We start from the raw sequence: 17,170 nt of genomic DNA, 5'->3' as shown, positions 1-17,170 counted from the left end.
CGCAGGATGTTGTGGTGCGCAAGCAAGGTGCCTTTGGGGTTGCCGGTGGAACCGGAGGTGTAGATCACGTAGGCGAGGTTCGAAGGATCCATGACGACTTGCGGGTCGTTGTTGGCAAAGGCGCTGACGTCGGTATCCAGCAGCAGGGTTTTCACGCCGTCAGGCACCGGCAATTGACCGGCCAGCGACGCCTGGGCCAGCAGCAGTTGGATGCCGCTGTCTTGCATCATGTAGGCCAGGCGGTCCTGCGGGTAGGTTGGGTCGAGCGGCACATAAGCGCCGCCGGCCTTGAGGATCGCCAGCAGGCCGACGATCATCTCGATACCCCGCTCCGCGGCCAGGCCCACCAGCACGTCCGGCCCCACGCCGTGAGCGATCAACTGATGCGCACGGCGGTTGGCCTGAGCATTCAGTTCAGCGTAGGTCAGGGTCTGGCCGTTGCAACGCAGGGCCACGGCGTCAGGCCGTTGACGGGCCTGCTCGGCGATCAGTTGATGGGCGCAGGTGTCGCTTGGGAAGCTGCCCGGGCCGGGGTTCCACTGGGCGATGTTGTGCTGTTGCTCGGTCGCGTCCAGCAGCGGCAATTCCCCGATGCGCCGTTGCGGATCGGCGACGATACCTTGCAGCAGGTTCAGCCAGTGAGCGGCCAGGCGTTCGATGGTGCCAGTGTCGAATAAATCAGTGGCATAGGTGAATGTGGCGGCCAATGCGCCCTGGGTCTCGTGCGTGCCAAGGGTCAGATCGAATTGCGCCGTGTGCGAGCTCCAATCCAGGCTCTCGACATGCAAGCCTGGCAGTTGCAACGCTTGGGCGGCATCGCCGCTCTGGTGATTGAACATCACCTGGAACAACGGACTGTGGCTCATGTGTCGGTCCGGTGCGAGGGCTTGCACCAATTGCTCGAACGGCAAATCCTGGTGAGCCTGGGCGCCCAGCGAAGCCTGCTTGACCTGCGCCAGCAATTGATCGAAAGGCATTGCCCCCTGAATCCGCGCATCCAGCACCTGGGTATTGACGAAGAAACCAATCAGGCCTTCGGTTTCAAGACGGTTGCGGTTGGCCACCGGCACGCCCACGCGGATGTCCGACTGGCCGCTGTAACGGTGCAGCAATACCTGGAATGAGGCGAGCAACAGCATGAACAAGGTGCAGCCTTCGCGCTGGGCCACGCGCTTGAGGCGTTCGGTCAGCCCGGCATCGATGGCGAGGTCCAGCCGCGCACCGCGGTAACTCTGCACCGCCGGACGGGCGCGGTCAGCAGGCAAAGGCAGCACTTCACCGCCATCACCCAGGCGTTCGGTCCAGTAACCCAATTGCCGCGCAAGCTCGCCGGCTTCCATCCATTTGCGCTGCCAGATCGCATAGTCGGCGTATTGAATCGGCAGCGCCTGCAGGTCCGGCGCCTGGCCGGTGCTGTGGGCAGCATAGAGTTTGACCAGGTCGTGAACCATGATCTGCGCCGATGCGCCGTCACAAATGATGTGGTGCTGGGTGAGCACCAGCACGTGGTCGTCCGGTGCCAGTTGCAACAGCTTGACCCGCAACAGCGGGCCCTGCTGCAAGTCGAACAGCGCAGTGATTTCAGTGTCAATCAACGCCTTGAGCGCTGCGGCGTCCGGCACCGCTTCCAGCACCACCGTCGTGACCGGCAGGCTCAGGCATGCGTGCGCAACCTGCAGCGGCCCTTCCGGCCCGTCGACAAACACCGTACGCAGCACCTCATGGCGCTCCAGCAATGCATCGAAGCTGCGCTGCAACGCCGGCACGTCCAGTGCACCGCGCAACCGCAGCGCCGTCGGCACATGGTAGGCCGCGCTGTGAGGGTCCAATTGCCAGAGGAACCACTGGCGCTCCTGGGCGTAGGACAGGCCGATATGCTCGAACTCGTCACGCATCGCCGGAATCGGCAACGCGGCAAAACTCATGTTTTTGCTGTGCAGCTTTTGCAGGAACGCTTGCCGTTGGGCGAGCGGCAAACGGATGAATCGCTGAACCAGAGACAGGTTATCGAGCTGAGTCATTTTCAAAGGGTCTCCAGGTCTGCCAGGAAATCATGCATCTCACTCAAGTCTTCGCTGGAGTGAGGTGTCAGGTGCACCGCCAGTTGCGCGGCGTACTCCGACAGCGATGGGGTTCGAAATAAAAGGTCCAGGGGCACGGCTGCGCCTTGCTCCATTTGCAGGCGGGCTGTCGCTTGGGTCGCCAGCAAGGAATGCCCGCCCAATTCAAAGAAGTTGTCGTCGCGCCCTACCCGCGCAAGCTTGAGCACCTCTTGCCAGATCTGTGCGACGCTCTGCTCAAGCGCCCCTTGCGGCGCCACATAGGCCCGCAGCAACTGATTGGCGTCGGGCAGCGGCAAGGCTTTGCGGTCCAGCTTGCCGTTGGGCGTCAGCGGGAAGCGCTCAAGCAGCATCCAGTGCGCCGGAATCATGTAGTCCGGCAGGTCGCAGGCGAGCCGCGCCTTCAGCTCGTCGCGCAGCGCCACCAACGACTGCGCCTCGGCCGCCTCAGTACCGGCCGCAATCAGGTAGGCCACCAACTGCGTGCCACCCGGCCCTTGCTGAGGCACCACCACCGCCTCGCGGATCGCGTCCTGCGCCAACAGGCACGCTTCGATCTCTCCCAACTCGATGCGAAAGCCACGAATTTTCACCTGGTGGTCTGCCCGGCCGATGTACTCGATCACACCGTCGACGCGATGTCGCGCAAGGTCACCGGTGCGGTACAGCCGTGTGCCATTACCAAATGGATCCGGCAGGAAGCGTTCGGCGGTGAGCGCCGGCCGCTCGTGGTACCCGCGCGCCAGGCCATCACCGCCAATCAGCAATTCACCGATCAACCCGACAGGGTTCGGCGCGAAGTGCTCGCCGACGATGTACAGCGAGGTGTTGGCAATCGGCCGGCCGAGGTAAGGCAAGCGCTTGTCTGTGGTCAGTGGATAAGCCGCCGACCAGATCGTGGTTTCCGTGGGCCCGTAGAGGTTCCAGACCGGGCCTGCGACCGCCAGCAAGCGCTCGGCCAGGTCCTCGGCCAATGCCTCGCCGCCACACAGGCATGTGCGTCCGGCAAGACGCTCGGCCATGGGATGCTCAAGCAACATGCGCCACGTCGACGGCGTGGCCTGCACGATACTGACCTGCTGCTGTTCGATAATTCCCAGCAATGCTTCAGGGTCGTGGGCGCTCTGTTTGTCCACCAGCACCACGGCCGCACCGCTGAACAGCGCGCCGTACAGTTCCAGGCCGAAAATATCGAACGAGAAGGTGGTCAGCGACAGCAGGCGGTCACTTGCCTCGATGCCTGGTTCGCGGGCCATGCTGGCAACGAAATTCACCAGGGCACCATGGCGTACCATCACACCCTTGGGCTTGCCGGTAGAGCCCGAGGTATAAATGGCGTAGCACAGGTTATCGCCGTCCACCGACACCTGCGGATTGGCCGCCTGTTCAGGGCTGACCGGTTCATCCATTGCACTCGCCAAGACGGTGTGCACCCCTGCCGGAATCGGCAACTGGCGCAGCAACGATGCCTGGGTCAGAAGCAACTGCAACCCACTGTCTTCAATCATGTGGGCCAGGCGATCCACCGGATAGTGCGGATCGAGCGGCACGTAGGCGCCACCGGCCTTGAGGATCGCCAGCAGCCCGACGATCATGTCCACCCCACGCTCAAGGGCGATACCCACCGGTTGGTCAGCGCCGACACCGAGTTCAATCAAACGATGCGCCAGGCGATTGGCCTGGGTATTGAGTTGAGCGTAGGTCAGCGCCTGATCAGCAAACAGCAGCGCCGTGGCATCCGGCGTCTGCCGTGCCCGCGCCTCAAACAGACGATGAATGCAGTGCTCGCCCGGGTAGACGCTTGCGGTGGCGTTCCAGTCCTGCAATTGCTGGCGGGTTTCGCTCGGGTCCAACAGCGTGAGGTCACCCAGTGGGCGTGCGGCATCGCTGCTCATTTGCAGCAGAAGACGCTTGAGGTGCACGCCGATCTGCTCCACCGACACAGGTGTGAAGCTCGCACATTGATAGCTGAACTGCGCGGTCAGCTCGGCGCCCAGGCCCACCAGCAGGGTCAGCGGGTAGTTGGTTTGCTCCAGATTGCCCACGGCACCAAAGCGCAGACCCTGAGGCGAACCTTTCTCCAGGGTTTCTGAAATCGGATAGTTCTCAAACACCAGGATGTTGTCGAACAGCGCTTCACCACCCTGCCCCGCCCAGCGCTGGATATCGAACAACGCGGTGTGCTCGAAGTCCCGCAACGCCAGGTTCTGCGCCTGGACGCTATGCAGCCAATCCCCCAGGCTCTGCTCGGAGCGCGGGCTGGCAATGACCGGCAAGGTGTTGATGAACAGGCCAATCTGTTGCTCGACGCCTGCCAGGTCCGCCGGGCGCCCCGACACGGTTGCGCCGAAGGCGACGCAGGACTTTGCGCTGTAACGCTGTAACAGCAATAGCCACGCAGCCTGGACCACAGTGTTGACGGTGACTTTCGCCTCTCGGGCAAAGTCGCCCAGACGGCGCGTTTGCTGCTCATCGAGGTGCAGGTGGTGGTGAGCGTAAAGGTGGGTGGCGATGGCCTGCGCCGGACGGGCAAACATCTGCGCCAGGCGAATCGGTTCATCCAGGGCGTGCAACTGCTCCTTCCAGAACGCTTCGCCGAGCGATGCGTCCTGCCGCTTCAGCCACGCGATGTAATCACGATACCGGCCAACGGGCCGTGCCACGCTTTCTGCGCTGTAGTGCTGTAACACTTCGCCGAGCAACTGCGCGCTGCTCCAGCCATCCATAAGGATGTGATGGTTGGTGTAGATCAGGTGATGACGATCAGTTGCCGTGCGTACCAGTACCAGGCGCATCAAGGGCGCGCAGTTCAGGTCCAGGCCTTGGGCGCGCTCTTCATCGGCAAGGGTTTGCAGTGCCGCATCCCGATCGGCGTGACCGCTCCAGTCGAGCACACGGAACGGCACCTGCACTTGACGCTGTACCACCTGCATCGGTTGTTCAAGATTGCCTTGCCAGATGAACCCGGTACGCAGGATGTCATGGGCATCCACCACGGCTTGCCAGGCCGCGCGGAAGCGTTGCGGATCGACGCCATCGATATCCAGGCGCATCTGGTTGATGTAATCGCCATTCCCCTGTTCGAGCAAGGTGTGGAACAGCATGCCCTGCTGCATCGGTGACAACGGGTAGATGTCGTCGATGCCTTGAGGTTCGAGCACCAGCGCATCGAGTTGGGCCTGAGACAGTTGCGCCAACGGGAAATCCGACGGCGTCACTCCCCGGTTGGCGTTGTCACAGCAATGGCCGATCAGCGCCGTCAGTTCTTGCACATAGTCGTCGGCCAGGCGCTGGATGGTCGCGGCATCGAACATCGCGCCGCTGTAGGTCCAGCTCAGGTCCAGTTCACCACCGAAGACTTTGCTGTTGAGCGCCAGCGGGTTGCCGAGCGGCCCCTGCAGGTTGACTTCTTCACCGCCGGATTCGCCGGTCGGCACAAACAGGGCATCGTCGGCGGTATCGAAGCTGGCGTCGAACTGACCGAGATAGTTGAAGGTCAGGCACGGTAGCGGCAAGGCTTGCAGAGACTCCCGTGTCTGTTCATCGCCCAGGTACGCCAGTGCGCCGAAGCCGATGCCCCTATGCGGAATTGCCCGCAGCTGCTCCTTGATCTGCTTGAGCGACCCAGCGAGATCCGCAACCGGCGACAGCCGCGCCGGGAACACGCTGGTGAACCAGCCCACGGTACGGGTCAGGTCGATGTGCTCGAACACGTCTTCGCGACCGTGCCCCTCAAGCAACACCAACGCATTGTCGTCACCGGTCCAGCGCGTTATCACCCGCGCCAGCGCGGTCAGCAATACGTCGTTGACCTGGGTGCGATAGGCCGCCGGCGCATCCTGCAACAGCTGGCGGGTCAGGGCCCGGTCCAGCTTGCTACGAAAGGTCAGGGCCTGATCATGTTGCTGCCCGCCGTTCGGACGGTCATACGGCAAGGCTGGCGAAGCGCCCTGCAACTGTTGTTGCCAGAAACCCAGCTCGGCCTGCAGCGCAGGGGTTGTGGCGTAGCCCTGCAATGCCGCCGCCCAGGCCTTGACCGCACTGGTCCTGGCCGGCAACTGCACACCTGCGCCTGAAAGGATTTGCCGGTAGGCGTTCTGCAGATCCTCGAACAGAATCCGCCACGACACGCCATCGACCACCAGGTGATGGATAATCAGCAACAGCCGTTGAGTGCCGTCCGCCAGGTTCGCCAGCACCGCGCGTATCAGCGAACCACCGTTCAATTGCAGGCTGCGCTGGGCTTCGTCACCCAGTGCCTCAAGGGCTGCGAGGTCCGCGACCTCCACTGGCCACAGAAGCGTTTGATCCGTGTGCGCCGCGACGTCACGGTAGTGTGCCGACCAGCCGTCAGCCCGTTCGACGAAATCCAGGCGCAAGCTGTCGTGATGCGCCACCAAAGCCTCCAGCGCCTGCTCCAGTGCGTGTGCATCCAGTGCCTGCGCCGGCTTGAGCATCACCGACTGGTTCCAGTGGTGACGATCGGGAATTTCCTGAGCGAAGAATTGTTGATGAATCGGCAACAGCACCGTGGTGCCGGTCGCCGGTCGCTGATCGATCGACGGCAGCGTCTCACCGGTCTGTGCGACCACGGCCAGCGCCTGGATGCTCTGGTGCTGGAACAGGTCTTTGGGGCTGAAGCGAATCCCCGCCTGCCGCGCACGGCTGACCACCTGGATCGAAATGATCGAATCGCCACCCAGTTCGAAGAAGTTGTCGCTGATGCCCACCTGCCCAAGCTTGAGCACGTCTTGCCAGATCGTCGCCAGTTGCTGCTCCAGCGCGTTGCGCGGAGCGACGTAGGCTTGTTGCAGTTGACTGACATCCGGTTTGGGCAGGTTCTTGCGATCCAGCTTGCCGTTCGGTGTCAGCGGCATGCGTTCCAGAGACAAGACATACGCCGGCACCATATGCGCCGGCAATGAAGCCTGGAGCTGCGCACGCAGGTCTTCGCTGAAACCGGCACGGGTTGAATCGCCGACCACGTAAGCCACCAGGCGCTTGCCGCTGCCGGCGCTGCCTTCCTGGGCCACGACCACCGCTTCGCGCACACCCTGAAGGGCTTGCAGCGCCGCTTCGACCTCACCCAGCTCGATGCGGAAGCCGCGAATCTTCACCTGATTGTCGATACGATCCAGATAGTCGAACGTGCCGTCGGCGCGCTGGCGCACCAGGTCGCCTGTGCGGTAAAGCAGGCCGCCAGTGGCGCTGAACGGGTCAGCGACAAAACGCTCGGCGGTCAGCCCCGGTCGGTTGAGGTACCCACGGGCCAGGCCGGTGCCCCCCAGATACAGCTCACCGGCCATGCCTTGGGGCAACAGGTTCAGGTCGGTGTCGAGCACATAGGCGCTGCGGTCACCGATGCGGCTGCCGATCGGCGCGTAGGCAGCACCGCACGGCACCTCGCGACCGGCCTTCCAGATCAGCGGGGTGACCACGGTTTCGGTCGGGCCGTAGCCGTTGATGATGTAGTCCGGATCGAGCGCACGCTTGACCCGCTCGAAACTGGCGTTCGGCACCGCGTCACCGCCAAAGCAATAGATGCGCACCTTCGGTGGATTGCCGACGCGCTCGGCATGTTCGGCCAGTTGTTGCAGGTACACCGGCGGGAACGCGACCACGGTCACGCTGTGTTCGATCATGGCGTTGTAGGTCTGCTCCGGCGTCCACAGCGTGTCGTCGCGAATCAGCAGCGAAGCCCCGTGAGTCAGGCTGGTCAGCCAGCGCTCGTGGGCACCGTCGAAGGCGAACGACATGAAGTGGAACTCACAGTCGCTGTCGCGCATGTCATAGCGCTGGCCGATGGCCTGGCAATGCATGGCCAATGGACCGTGGGCAACGCTGACGCCTTTCGGATTGCCAGTGGAGCCGGAGGTGTAGATCACATAAGCAAGGTTGTGCGGGTCGAGCTGCACCGAGGGTGCCTTGATCGACTGCTCACGCAGATCAAGACGGTCCAGCTCCAGCAAGGGTACCGATTCGGCAACCGGCAGCTGCGCCGACACCGACGAATCGCTGATCAGCAGCGCCAGCCCCGAATCCTCGATCAGGTAGGCCAGGCGCTCGCGCGGGTAGAGGGTGTCCAGCGGCACATAAGCGCCGCCGGCCTTGAGCACCGCCAGCAACGCCACAATTACCGACTCGCTGCGCGGCAACGCCACACCCACACGGGTTTCAGCGCCAACGCCGCGGGCGATCAGCGCGTGGGCCAGTTGGTTGGCGCGCTGGTCGATTTCACCGTAGCTGAACTGCCGATCGTTGAAAATCACCGCTGTGCGTTGCGGGCGCTCGGCCGCCAGGGTGGCAATGCGCTGATGCACGCCGATGTCCACCGGGTACGGCTGTGGATGGTTCTGCGCTTGCTGGCGGGCCTGTTCGTCGCGGCTTGCCAGGGCGATTTCACCCAGATTGCGTTCTGCCGACTCGGCAAACTGCTCAAGCAGTTGCAGCAAATGCGCACTGATGCCTTCGACCACCTCGCTCGCGAATTGGCCGCGGTCGAAGCTGTAATGCAACGCCAGCTGCCGGCCGAGGGTCACCGCCACGCTCAACGCGTAGTGCGTCTGTTCCAGGTTGCCCACATCGCCGAACACCAGCCCCTGCCCGGCCTGGCTCAGCGCCTGGGCTACCGGATAGTTTTCGAACACCAGGATATTGTCGAACAGCGCTTCACCGCCCTGCCCGGCCCAACGTTGGATGTCCGCCAGCGGCGTGTGTTCGAAGTCACGCAGGCTGAGATTCTGCGCCTGCACCGTTTGCAACCATTGGCCGACGCTTTGATCGGGACGCGGTGCGCCGATCACCGGGAGGGTGTTGATGAACAGGCCGACCTGTTGCTCGATGCCCGGCAAGTCCGCCGGACGACCGGCCACGGTCGCACCGAACGCCACCGCTTCGTGTCCGGTATAGCGTTGCAGCAACAGCAGCCACGCGGCTTGCACGAGGGTGTTGACGGTGATTTTCTGCTGGCGGGCAAACACTTCCAGCGCCTGGGTGCGTTGCTCGTCCAGCGTCAGGTAATGGTCGCCGTGACCGCTCTGGCGCGCGCCTGCGGTGGCCGCGCGGGCCAGCCGGGTCGGCGCTTGCAGCGCGGCCAGTTGTTCGCTCCAGAAGTCCTGGCTCAACTGGGCGTCCTGACGTTGCAGCCAGGCGATGTAGTCGCGATAGCGGCCGCCGGCATTCGCCGGTGTGCGGCCGCTATAGCGCTGCAATACTTCGCCGAGCAACTGCGAGTTGCTCCAGCCGTCCATCAGGATGTGGTGATGGGTGTAAATCAGGTGCCATTGGTCACTGCCGGTCTGCACCAGTACCAGGCGCAGCAGGGGCGCACAGGCCAGGTCAAACCCTTGCGCTCGCTCGGCATCGGCCAGCGCCGCGAGGGCCGCCGGCTGATCGTCGCGGGCCCGCCAATCCAGGGTGGCGAACGGCAGTTGCACCTGCTTGTGCACGATCTGCAGCGGTTGCGCCAGCTCGCCCTGCCAGACGAAACCGCTGCGCAGGATGTCTTGCGCATCGACGGTGGCCTGCCAAGCGGCGCGGAAACGCTCGGGATCCAGGCCCTGCACGTCGACGCGCAACTGGTTGATGTACTCACCCGCCGCCTGTTCGTACAGGGTATGGAACAGCAACCCTTGCTGCATGGGCGACAGCGGATAGAGATCGTCGAGCTGACCGGCCGGCACCGGCAGCGCATCCAGTTGCGCCTGGGTCACCCGCGCCAGCGGGAAGTCCGATGGCGTGGCTTGCGCGGCCGGCAAGGTGCAGCAGTGTTCGATCAGTGCATGCAGCTCGCTGGCATAGCGGTCCACCAGTTGCTGCACGGTCGCGCTGTCGAACATCTCGCGGCTGAAGCCCCAGCTCATCGACAGTTCGCCGCCATAGACCTGGCCTTCAACCGTCAGCCAGTTGGCCAATGGTGCCGCCAGGTCCTGTGCCACACCGCTGGTTTCGGCAGACGGCACAAACAAGGCCGCGTCGTCGAACTGACGGTCGAACTGGCCCAGGTAGTTGAAGGTGATCCGCGGTGGCGCCAGTGCCGCCAGTTCGGCGCGTACTGCCGGGGCCGCCAGATGACGCAGCACGCCATAGCCCAGGCCTTTGTCCGGCACCGCGCGCAGTTGCTCCTTGATCGACTTGATCGAACCGTCGAGGTCATCGCTGGCGGTGAGGTTGACCGCGAACAGGCTGGTGAACCAACCCACGGTGCGACTCAGGTCGATGTCATCGAACAGGTCTTCGCGGCCATGGCCTTCAAGCTCGATCAGCGTGCCTGCCTGACCGCTCCAGAGACTGATGGTGCGGGCCAACGCGGTGAGCAGCAGGTCATTGACCTGCGTGCGGTACGCGGCGGGCGCCTGTTGCAGCAACTGACGGGTCCGTGCGGCGTCGAGTCGCCACTCGATTTTTTCACCCTGCGCATTTTGCAGGCTGGCGTCAGGTCGGTCGCACGGCAGATCCTTCGCATCCTGATGCTGGGTTTTCCAGTACATCAGTTGTTCATCGAAGCGCTGCGCTTGCTGTTCGAGCCGCGCAGTCCAGCCCTGGAATGCACTGGTTTTCGGCGGCAGCTCAATGCCACCGCCTGCCGCCAATTGTTCGTAAGCCTGCTGCAGATCTTCCAGTAATACGCGCCAGGACACACCGTCGACCACCAGGTGGTGAACGATCAGCGCCAGGCGCTGGCTGCCATCGGCCAGCGTGACCAGCAAGGCTCGCAACAGCGGGCCGTTTTGCAGGTCAAGGCTGCGCTGCGCCTCGTTGCACAAGGTATTCAGGTGTTCCGCCGACTCGGCATCGCGTAGCCACAGATCAGCGCTGGCCACTGGAGCATCGTGTTTTTGCTGCCAGCCCTCGGTGCTTTCGGTAAAACGCAGGCGCAAGGCATCGTGGTGATTGATGATGTGCGTCAGCGCTGTATCGAGCCACTGCGCATTCAAGGCCTCACGGGGAGTCAGCAGCAGCGATTGGTTCCAGTGTTCGCGCACCGGCATCCCGCGGCTGAAGAAATGCTGCTGGATCGGCCCGAGCACGGCATCACCGCTCACCGGCCCCTGATCCACCGCCGAGCGTTTATCGAGGGTGGCGACCAGTGCCAGGCTGCGCACGGTCTGGTACTGGAACAGGTCACGCGGGCTGACGCGGATGCCGGCCTGCCGCGCACGGCTGACCACCTGGATGGAGATGATCGAATCGCCGCCCAGCTCGAAGAAGTTGTCTTCGAGGCCGACGCGCTCAAGACCGAGCACATCCTCCCAGATCGCCGCCAGGGCTTTTTGCAATGCATCCTGTGGCGCCACAAACGCCTGCTGCGGCGCAGCTTCCGGCAACGGCAAGGCTTTGCGGTCGAGCTTGCCGTTGGCGGTCACCGGCAATTTCACCAGCGGCATCAGGTGGGTGGGCACCATGTATTCCGGCAGGCTGTTCAACAGCCACGCCTTGAGCTCCGGTTGCCACGGCGTGGCAGGCTCGCCTCCCTCCAGCACCAGGTAAGCAACCAACTGTTTGCCTCCCTGCACCAGCACCACGGCCTCGCGCACCAGCGGGTGTTGCATCAGGCGGGTCTCGATTTCACCCAGCTCGATACGCAGGCCGCGCAGCTTGACCTGATGATCGAGGCGGCCGAGGTATTCGATCACACCGTCGGCGCGCTGGCGCACCCGGTCGCCGGTCCGGTACAGCCGCGCACCGTCATTGAACGGGCACGGCACAAAACGCTCGGCGGTGAGCGCCGCGCGCCGGTGGTAACTGCGGGCCAGCCCGGTGCCACCGAGGTAAAGCTCACCGCTGACACCTGCCGGCACAGGGTTGAGTTGCGCGTCGAGGATGTAGGTTCCCAGATTGGCAATGGGGCGGCCGATGGGCACGCTGTCGGCACCTTCGTCGATGCAGGTCCAATGGGTGACGTCGATGGCCGCTTCAGTCGGGCCGTAGAGGTTGTACAACCCGGCGCCCGGAAGCTTGGCGAACACCTGCAACTGCGCATCCAGCGCCAGCGCCTCGCCACTGCATACGATGCGCTTGAGGCTGGCGCAGGCCTGCACGCCCGGCTCGTGGATAAATGCCTGCAGCATCGACGGTACGAAGTGCAGCGTGGTGATAGCGTGCTCGCCAATGGTCTCGATCAGGCGAGCCGGCTCGCGATGCTCGCCGGGTGCTGCGACCACCAGCCGTGCGCCGCTCATCAACGGCCAGAAGAACTCCCACACCGACACGTCAAAGCTGAACGGGGTTTTCTGCAACACTGCGTCGCTGGCATCCAGGCCATAAGCCTGCTGCATCCAGCACAGGCGGTTGACCAGCGCACGATGGCTGTTGCCTGCGCCCTTGGGCTTGCCGGTGGAGCCGGAGGTGTAGATCACATAGGCGAGGTTCAGCGCGTGCACGTTGACGGCCAGAGGCTCGCGGCCGTAATCGTCGAGCCAGCCTTGTGCCTGGTCGAGTGCGATGACGTTGATGCCGTCGACCGGCAAGGTCGACAGCAGGCTCTGCTGGCTGAGCAGCAGCCCGATGCCACTGTCTTCGATCATGTAAGCCAGGCGTTCGCGGGGGTATTCAGGGTCCAGCGGGACGTAGGCGCCGCCGGCCTTGAGAATCGCCAGCAGGCCGACCACCATTTCGATGGAGCGCTCGATGCAGATCCCCACCAGTACGTCCGGGCCAACACCCTGCTCGCGCAGGGCATGGGCCAACTGGTTGGCGCGCGCGTCGAGCTGCGCGTAGGTCAACTGCGTCGCGCCGAACACCAGGGCAACGGCCTGCGGAGTGCGTTGTACCTGGTCTTCGATCAGGTGGTGGATGCCACGTTCGGTCGGGTACGCCTCGGCCGTCTGGTTCCAGTCATGCACCAGCACGTGCTGCTCTGCGGCGGCGAGCATCGGCAGTTCACCGATACGCTGGCTGCCATCGGCGACCATCGCCTGCAACAGGCTGAGCCAGTGCCGGGCCATGCGCTCGATGGTGGCGGCGTCGAACAGGTCATTGGCATAGGTCAGCGCGGCGTGCAGGGTGCCGGACTTCTCGTAGGTGTCCAGGCTCAGGTCAAACTGGGTGGTACGGCCTTGCCATTGCACCAGGGACAGTTCAAGCCCGGAGGCGGTGTTGACCGCGGCGATGTCCGCCACTTGCGGCTGATGGTTGTACATCACCTGGAACAGCGGCGTGTGGCTCAGGCTGCGCTCGACTTTCAAGGCTTCTACCAGGCGTTCGAACGGCAATTCCTGATGGGCCTGGGCGCCCAGTGCGTGTTCCTTGATGCCTTGCAGCAATTCGTCGACGCGGGTTTGCCCGGTCAGTTCGGTGCGCAACACCTGGGTATTGACGAAGAAACCGATCAGCCCTTCGACTTCGCTGCGGTTGCGGTTGGCAATCGGCACGCCAACCCGAATGTCGCCCTGCCCGGTGTAGCGATGCAGCAGCACGTTGAACGCGCCGAGCAGCAACATGAACAAGGTCACATTGTGTTTTTGCGCGCAACTGCGCAACTGCGCAGCCAGCGCCGGATCAATCGCAAAGTCATGCCGGGTGCCCTGGTAGCTGGGCATCGCCGGGCGTGGATGGTCGATGGGCAACTCCAGTACCGGGTGCTCATCTCCCAGGCGTGCCTGCCAGTATTCCAGCTGACGAGCCTGCTCGCCGGCCTCCAGCCAGCGGCGCTGCCACAGGGCGTAGTCGCTGTACTGGATCGGCAAGGCCGGCAGTTGCGGCGGCTCGTTGCGCTCATGGGCGTCGTAGCAGCGAATGAACTCGTCGATCAGCACGTTCATCGACCAGCCGTCGGACACGATGTGGTGCAAGGTCAGCAGCAGCACGTGTTCCTGCTCGGCCAGCTTGAGCAATTGCACCCGCAGCAGCGGGCCGTTGGCCAGGTCGAAGGGCAACAGCGACTGACGGGTAGCGGCCTGCATCACCGCCTGCTCACGCTCGGCGGGTGCCAGGACGCTGAAGTCCAACTGTTCGACAACCAGCGGCGACTGCGCGGCCACTTGCAACAGACGATCATCCGCCTGGCGCTGGAACACCGTGCGCAACGTCTCATGGCGGGCCACCAGGCTGGCGAACGCCTGCTCGATCGCCGGCAGGCTCAAGGCGCCCTTGAGCCGTACCGCGCCGGGCAGGTTATAGGCGCCACTGGCCGGGTCCAGTTGCCACAGAAACCACATCCGCTGCTGCGCATAGGACAGCGCCTGCCGGTCCTCGGCCTCCACCCCTGCCGGGATCGGAAACCGGGAAAAATCCACCCCTTCCTTGTGTAGCGCCTGGAGGAACATCTGGCGTTTTTCCAGGGGCAACCCGATAAACCGGCGAGCAAGTTTCAAGGAGTCTTCAGCGTTCATTTCTTGGGATCCGGGGCAATAGGCAGGAAGCACAAAGGCACGTCGTCCCTATAAAACGAATCCGGAAGGGAAAAATTAGCGGGGGATTGGGGGCGCAGACCACGGTGTCATCAAGGGTTACATCAAACACCGAGAGGCTCGGCGCGGCTGTCCTATCATTGACGCAACCCATCAATTGCAACTACATTTAGTTGCAGGCGAGAATCGCCGTGTCGAAAAATGAAAAGCTGCTGGCCAAACTGCTCAATGAGCAATCGGCCTTTACCTGGCCCGAACTCGTCACGCTGCTGCGGCGCCTGGGATACACGCAAATCGAAGGGGCGGGTAGCCGGGTCAGGTTCGACATAGGCGACCCCAGTGCAATGATCACCCTGCACAAGCCTCACCCCGGCAACGAACTGAAACACTACATTCGGCGCCAGATCATCGAACAATTGAAATCAGGAGAACTGATTCAGTGAACAACCAGCTGAAACACAAAGGCTACATCGGCTCCATCGAAGCCAGCATCGAAGACAACTGCCTGTTCGGAAAGCTGCTTTTCATCAAGGCCCTGGTCAGCTACGAGGGCAAAACCGTCGCCGAACTGGACGCCGCCTTTTGCACCGCCGTGGACGACTACATCGAGACCTGCCAGGCCCTTGGGCAAGCACCGGAAAAGCCCTGCAAGGGTTCGTTCAACGTCCGTATCGGCCATGACCTCCACCTGGCCGCCGCCCTCGCCGCGACCCGGCAAAAAGTCACGTTGAACGATCTCACGCGCCAGGCGCTGAACGAATTCCTGCAACATCGCGGCGCACTGGTGACCGGGTAATCACCCCAAGCGCCGATACCCCAGCACCGCCGCCCCAAGCACCACCGCACCTGCCGCCAGCGCCACCCAGAACCCGCTGGGTGCGCCGAATCGGTCGATCATCCAGCCGGAGCTGGCAGCACCAATGGCCACGCCGATGCTCAGGCCGGTGATCAGCCAGGTCATGCCTTCGGTCAAGCGGCTGGGCGGAACGATTTGTTCCACCAGGGCCATGGACACGATCAGGGTCGGGGCGAAGAACAGGCCGGAGATGAAGATCGCGGCCGCCAACCCCGGAATATTCGTCACCAGCAACAACGGCAACGTGGTCACGGCGGTGGCCACGCCGCAGTACAAGAACTGGCGCGGCAGCGGTGCTTTCAACTTGAGCGCACCGAACGCCAGCCCGGCCAGACACGAACCGATGGCGTATACCGACAATACAATGCTCGCCGCGGCGGGCTGGCCCTGATGCTGGGCGAACGCGACACTGACCACATCCACCACCCCAACGATGATGCCCATGGCCATCAACAGCACCATCAGGATCAACACCGAGGGCGAGGCGATCAGCCAACGGCCGTGCTCGGCGTGATGTTCATGCACCGGTGGCTCGGTCTGGCGTTGCAGCACAAAGGCGGTCACGCCCACTGCCAGAAACAGCGCGGCAATCAACGGCCCCGCTTCGGGGAACAGCAGCACGCACAGACCCACCGAGACCGGCGGGCCAATGATGAACACCACCTCGTCGAGCACCGACTCCAGGGCAAACGCCGTTTGCAGTTTGGGCTGGCCGCGATACAGCTCGGTCCAGCGCGCCCGCACCATGGCCGACATGTTGGGCATGCAGCCGGCCAGCGCGGCAAAGACGAACAGCGTCCACGTTGGCGCCTGCACCCGGGTGCAGAGCAACAGCAGCAACAGCGCGCCGCCGCCGATGGACGCGGCCACCGGCAACACCCGGCCCTGGCCATAACGGTCCACCAACCGTGAGACCTGGGGCGCGCAAAACGCGGTGGCCAGGGCGAAGGTAGCGGTCACCGCACCGGCCAAACCGTAACCGCCGTGCACTTGCGACAGCATGGTGATCAAGCCGATCCCGGTCATGGAGATCGGCATGCGGGCGAGCATGCCCGCCAATACAAAAGCCCTGGAACCTGGCGCCTGGAACAGCTCGGCGTAGGGGTTTGCCATGGTGTGTAACCTCTTCCTGAGCGCCCTGAAACTTGCTATTCGAGGTGTTCGGGGCAAAATACATACGGTGCGTATGTGACAAATCATGCGTAACATACGCGTCGTATGTCAATCACCTATTGTGAGCCTTACCCATGAGCCGAGCCCGTGCCGACATGATCGAAGACACCCGCGCCCGCCTGATCGCCAGCGCCCGCCAGGCCTTCGCCACACAAGGCTACGCCCAGACGTCGATGGACGATTTCACCGCTCGCGCCGGCCTGACCCGGGGTGCGTTGTACCATCATTTTGGCGACAAGAAAGGCTTGCTCGCGGCAGTGGTTGCGCAGCTCGACGGTGAAATGGACGCGAGCCTGCAGCGTATCTCGGAGCAGGCGGTTGATCCTTGGGAAGGGTTTTGCGAGCGCTGCCGGGTTTATTTGCGCATGGCTCAGGATCCCGAGGTCCAGCGCATCGTATTGCAGGATGCCCCGGCGGTGCTGGGCGCAACTGACCAGCAGCAATGCGTGGACTCGCTGCGCCGTTTGCTCGATGACTTGATGCAGGCGGACCTAGTCGAGCAGGCGTGCAGCCAGGCGCTGGCGAGGCTGATCAATGGCAGCCTGGTAAGCGCATCGCTGTGGATCGCCCAGGATGGAGACTCGGGTGTGCGGCTGGAAGAGGCTCTGCGAGGGCTGGAGTTGTTGTTGCGCGGGTTGAAGCCCAATGCCGTGTGCTGAACGAGTGCGGCGGGGGTGGTCAGGATCCAGGGGGGCATATCCATTATTTAGGTAACGGCCACCTATGGTTCC

Annotated in this window: 6 protein-coding genes; 3 read left to right on the top strand and 3 right to left on the bottom strand. The window is 63.4% G+C overall.

The features are described 5' to 3' along the window. Together HX824_RS30505 and HX824_RS30500 are read right to left on the bottom strand one after the other, a co-directional pair. A partial coding sequence (locus HX824_RS30505) for a condensation domain-containing protein (RefSeq protein ID WP_177055919.1) occupies positions 1–2,021 on the bottom strand: 2,021 nt, incomplete at its 3' end. Positions 2,022–2,023: 2 nt separating this feature from the next. Further along, a complete protein-coding gene (locus HX824_RS30500) occupies positions 2,024–14,392 on the bottom strand; it encodes a non-ribosomal peptide synthase/polyketide synthase (RefSeq protein ID WP_177055918.1) in 12,369 nt (4,122 codons plus the stop codon). A 209-nt stretch (positions 14,393–14,601) separates the two neighbouring features. Here HX824_RS30500 and HX824_RS30495 point away from each other — a divergent pair, with 209 nt between their 5' ends. Next, positions 14,602–14,853 (top strand): type II toxin-antitoxin system HicA family toxin, encoded by a 252-nt coding sequence (locus HX824_RS30495; RefSeq protein ID WP_063028501.1) that lies wholly within the window; start codon positions 14,602–14,604, stop codon positions 14,851–14,853. Beyond that, complete coding sequence (locus HX824_RS30490) at positions 14,850–15,206, top strand: type II toxin-antitoxin system HicB family antitoxin (RefSeq protein WP_177055917.1); 357 nt, start codon at positions 14,850–14,852, stop codon at positions 15,204–15,206. Before HX824_RS30495 ends, HX824_RS30490 begins: the two co-directional genes overlap by 4 nt. On the opposite strand, the gene HX824_RS30485 is transcribed toward HX824_RS30490, so the two are convergent. Then, entirely contained in the window at positions 15,207–16,379 is a 1,173-nt protein-coding gene (locus tag HX824_RS30485; RefSeq protein ID WP_102369571.1) for an MFS transporter, read from the bottom strand. 134 nt (positions 16,380–16,513) lie between these two features. Between HX824_RS30485 and HX824_RS30480 the strand changes: the two genes are divergently transcribed. Further along, on the top strand, positions 16,514–17,098 hold the full coding sequence (locus tag HX824_RS30480; RefSeq protein WP_177055915.1) for a TetR/AcrR family transcriptional regulator: 585 nt from the start codon (positions 16,514–16,516) through the stop codon (positions 17,096–17,098). Positions 17,099–17,170 lie beyond the last annotated feature (72 nt).

It is taken from the genome of Pseudomonas sp. D4002 (genome assembly GCF_013385665.1).
In the GTDB taxonomy this organism is placed as follows: Bacteria; Pseudomonadota; Gammaproteobacteria; order Pseudomonadales; family Pseudomonadaceae; genus Aquipseudomonas.
This window is presented reverse-complemented; position numbering and strand designations above follow the sequence as displayed.